The organism is Coleofasciculus sp. LEGE 07092 (assembly GCF_015207375.1).
Taxonomy (GTDB): domain Bacteria; phylum Cyanobacteriota; class Cyanobacteriia; order Cyanobacteriales; family Coleofasciculaceae; genus LEGE-07092.
Genome location: NZ_JADEWY010000229.1, coordinates 1 through 4419 on the forward strand (window position 1 = coordinate 1; position 4419 = coordinate 4419).

At 45.4% G+C, this 4419-nt stretch carries 4 protein-coding genes; 3 read left to right on the forward strand and 1 reads right to left on the reverse strand.

What is annotated here, in order from left to right:
* Positions 1-73 precede the first annotated feature (73 nt).
* The 3 genes from IQ257_RS28805 (at position 74) to IQ257_RS28815 (ending at position 4030) form a co-directional block, all read left to right on the forward strand.
* Positions 74-1522: a bifunctional orotidine-5'-phosphate decarboxylase/orotate phosphoribosyltransferase gene (locus tag IQ257_RS28805; RefSeq protein ID WP_193882326.1), complete on the forward strand. Its 1449-nt coding sequence runs from the start codon at positions 74-76 to the stop codon at positions 1520-1522.
* 221 nt (positions 1523-1743) lie between these two features.
* Positions 1744-2712, forward strand: coding sequence for a TRAFAC clade GTPase domain-containing protein (locus IQ257_RS28810; RefSeq protein ID WP_193882329.1), 969 nt, complete (start codon positions 1744-1746; stop codon positions 2710-2712).
* A 226-nt stretch (positions 2713-2938) separates the two neighbouring features.
* Positions 2939-4030 carry a roadblock/LC7 domain-containing protein gene (locus tag IQ257_RS28815; protein ID WP_193882332.1) on the forward strand — a complete coding sequence of 364 codons (1092 nt, stop codon included), beginning with the start codon at positions 2939-2941 and terminating at the stop codon, positions 4028-4030.
* A gap of 45 nt (positions 4031-4075) precedes the next feature.
* On the opposite strand, the gene IQ257_RS28820 is transcribed toward IQ257_RS28815, so the two are convergent.
* Entirely contained in the window at positions 4076-4363 is a 288-nt protein-coding gene (locus IQ257_RS28820; protein ID WP_193882335.1) for a DUF4090 family protein, read from the reverse strand.
* Between the last annotated feature and the right edge of the window lie 56 nt (positions 4364-4419).

Here is a 4419-nt window from a genome sequence, read left to right on the forward strand (position 1 = left end):
CTTCAAGAACTCCCTTGACTTTTCTTTCGAGCAAGATAAAAGCTAGGATAAATCATCCAGCTTTGTAAACTTAATGAACTTTTTCGAGAAATTGAATGCCGCGATCGCGCAAAATCAGAGCTTGCTGGTTGTGGGACTCGATCCCAATCCAGAAATGATGCCGACGCGCTATACAACCCGAGGGAGCCAAGGCAGTAGCATTGAGGATTTAGGGGATTGGCTGCAATTTATTATTGCTCAAACCGCAGAGTTAGTTTGTGCTTACAAGCCTACCTTTGGCTTTTACAAAGCGTTGGGAGTTCCGGGGCTAGAACTACTAGAACGAACCTTAGAAGCTATTCCACCACATCTGCCAATTATTTTGGATGCTAAACATGGCGACCTCAATACCAGTAGCGTTTTTGCTCAGATGGTTTTTGAACAGTGGCAGGTTGATGCCATTACCGTAAGTTCTTATACCGGACAAGATCAAGTCGCCCCCTTTTTGCTCTATCCCGGTAAAGCCGTGTTTGTCCTATGCTGTACTTCCAATCCCAGTGCTGTCGCCGTGCAGCAGTATCCTACACCTGAAACACCACTTTACTTGCAAGTGGTCAAGGAAGCCAAAACTTGGGGAACCCCTGAAGAATTGGCGCTGGAAGTGGGAACCCCCTCCCCGAATATCCTGGCAGGAATTCGGGCAGTTGCTCCTGAACGAGTGATTCTGGTACGCAGCATCTGGGCTGAGGGGAGTGGAGACTTTAAGCAAATGCTGACAGCAGGCTTAAATGACAGTGGTGAAGCTCTGCTGATTCCAGTTCCTCAAGATATGTTGGCAAGCGAACAACCTGCTGTTGCCATTCAACCCCTGCGTGAGCAAATTAATCAAACGAGACGTGAAATTATTCGTAATGCTTCCGCCTGTGACTTATGGATGCCCGATGTCTGTTTGCTGGGAGAAAACCCGCATCAAGATTTAATTTTGCAACTCTATGACATCGGTTGCATTCTGTTTGGCGAATTCGTTCAGTCATCGGGCGCGGTTTTTCCCTACTACATCGATTTGCGGAAAATCATTTCCAACCCGCAACTGTTCCACCAAATGCTTAAAGCCTATGCCGATATTCTCAAAGACCTCAGCTTTGACCGCATTGCAGGCATTCCTTATGGGTCTTTGCCGACGGCAACGGGATTATCCCTCCGCCTCAATCATCCCATGATTTATCCCCGTAAGGAAGTGAAAGCTCACGGAACTAGACGGGTGATTGAAGGTCATTTCGAGCTTGGGGAAACCGTAGTGGTAGTGGATGATATTCTGATTAGCGGCAAAAGTGCCATGGAAGGGGCAGCAAAGCTGGAGTCAGCCGGGTTAACAGTTAATGACATTGTAGTGTTTATTGATCACGAGCAAGAAGTTAAGGATCGCCTAAAAGCTAATGGTTATCGTGCCCATTCGGTATTAACGATTTCGGAAATTACGGAAACCCTCTATCAAGCGGGTCGGATTAGGGAGGCGCAATACCAGGTGTTAGCTCAAGCTTAATGATAGTTTATCGATGGTTTTACAGTTCTCGATATGAGGAAAAGTTTTTAGTTTGGAAGGTAGGCAAAGTAGGAAAAAGAGGAAATTGAGATGGGACAGAAAACCGTGCAACAATAAACTATTTTGAAAAAAAATATTTCACGACGCTTCAATATCTGCATAATTATTAATAAGGATAGGATGAGATTTTATTGATTTAAACTTGAATACAGATTTTTCAAATGAATGTATTATCTGAAAATTCCCAATTATACAGCCTCCTGAGTATCGGTCAACGGGGGGTGGGTAAGACTGTTTTTCTGGTTGGCACTTATGCAGAGTTACATCCAGATAATCACAAGGACAATCCCCAAAAACTGTGGTGCGATTGCCAAGACAGCGATACCCAGAAAACCCTTGAGAATGTCCTCAGCTACGTTGCGCGAACAGGTGAGTATCCGCCTGCCACGATGAAACTTACTAACTTTGACTTCAGCCTGAAGCGTCAGAGTGGGGAGGAAACCCAAACGCTGTGCCATTTCCGTTGGTGGGATACGCCTGGGGAGTCGTGTAAGTTTTATAATCCGGGTTTTCGAGTGCTGGTGTTGAACTCAGATGGATGTTGCGTATTTATTGATGCGCTGGCACTGCTGTCAAATACTGAGGCTCAGTCAGTGGAAGAATTGGTTGAGTCGGTAAAAGCGATCGCAGAACTAGTTGCTCAGAATGGATTAAGGCATCCATTTGCATTAATCTTGACCAAATGCGACTTACTCAAACCTGATCCACTCAATCACCAACGCTTGGATGAATCCCTGCAACCTCTTACCAACTTCCTTGATACTCTAAAGGTCAACTACAAAACATTTTATTCGGGAATCCCTATTGTTGTTTCCCCAGAAGGAAGTTCAGCGCTAAAGTCAGAACAAGCGGCTGCTCCAGTTCTCTGGTTAGCTTCTGAGTTAGAGAAGGTTAAAAAATCTAGTTCAACTGAAGATTTACCCGAATTGGTTGCTCAACAACTGCCAAACGATTCCCAGTTTGAGCCAACTACGATACAGTCACGCTCCGGTATTAGGAAGTACAGTTTAGTTGTGGCTCTAATTCTAGCCATGACCTTATTAGGAGGTCTCAGCCTATTCTTAATCAAAGAGGCAGTCGTCAACTTTGAGCAATATCGTGATGAGCCAGTACCGACGCCGCCAGATTAAGCGATCGCACACGCATCTAGCACCATCTAGCAGACGTTTTTGTCCCGTTTTCCATAGTTACAGAGGAGGCAGGGAAAGCCGATCACGAAAGAACGGGTCACTTATTTTTACCGCTCTGGAGTAGGAAAAGAGTTTGCCAGCAGCGTTCTCATAAACTGGGAAGACAACTGGATAGTTTGATACTTAAAACGGTGAAAGTACCGTCTAACGTTACTAATCATGCCCCATGCTTGTTAGCCAACTTATCTACAGCAGCTTTCCGAGGATAGGGTTTACGTGCCTTGCGAGTGCCGGAGTTCCCACGGAAGTTCGGCAAGCGTTTGTGGAACGAGTAGTCTATCAGTATTGGGATTCCTATAATCCTCCTAAGGCTGGATATCGAGCGGCTTACTTGCATCAGTTGACTGTAGAAGATAGCTTATTTGGCTGGCTATATAACGATGGGATGGATGACTTAGGTCGCGCTCACGTTCCTTATTTTATCTGTTATTATTTGCCAGGTTTACTAGAGAGTAGCCAACTCAAAGCAATTTTAGCGTGCCTCCAAACCGGACCAATCGCACCGATTGACCAGCAGAAGACATTTCCAATCACCTTGGACACCCTAGTTATTCCAGGCTCGTGCAGTTATCAATCGGTTCGTACAGGAGTGGCTATTCCCTCAGAAGTTCAGGAGCAAAGCCATTGGACACTCGATCAAAGGACGTTGCTTAACTTATTTGTTCCTGTTGATAAAGCTGAAGTGAACCCGCCAATCAGCAATCACACAGACAAGACGCTAACGAGTGGGCAGCATGATTCAGGGCTGAATCACGAAAGAAGGCAGACTATGAATACTAATAAAATTGAGGCAATTTTAAAGGAACTGGTTTCTAAACCCATCGGCATTCAGAGTGCTGTTCTGGTTTCCCTAGAAGGGCAGCCGATGACTGCCCCCATTGGCATGGATGAAAGTAGTGTTTTGATTGTGGCTGGAACCATGCTCTATTTAGCCAGAAGCGTTCATGAGGAATTAAATTGGCAGGAGATTGAAAGTATTTCGGTTCGAGCACCCGAAGGTCATATCATCTTGAGTGCCTGCTTTCAGGATATTTTCTTGCTCGTTAAAGCGGGTAAAGCGCTGGCAGGGCTTCTGGAGGGAGAAATCAAGCGCAGTGTGAAAAAGGTTCAGGATGAACTGAACGCATCTGAAGTTAATTTAATAAACACAACTGAAATTTATGAACTGGAGGAGGATAGCCCTCCAGAATTCAATCCAGAAGCTTTTCCCGAAAATAATACCAATGAAATTCGATATAGGGGGCGTAGGATTGGTTAGTGACAGCCTATCGTGCCACCCAAGAGTTATTCCTGTGGACTATTTTTATTTTCCCCCGTAGTAGAAGGCAATTTCTTTCTCTTTCAGGGGGGCAAAATCAGCATCTGTGAGCATTTGATTGAGTTCATCCTGGGAAATGTGTTTTGCCCCAATCCGCACAATACGCGATCGCATAGTATTGGTTACGCCGCTACGCTGCCTGCCGGCTTCCAGCATCATGACCTTATGATAGAGTTCCAGCTTGGTCGGGAGAATGGGAGTACCATCCAAGTCAATTCCCTGAGCGATCGCTTGATCAACAGCATCTGCACCTAGATTTGTTTCCGGGGACATGGTTACAGAGATATGGGTTACATGGGTATTTTACCAAGAAGGGAGCTGGGGAGCGG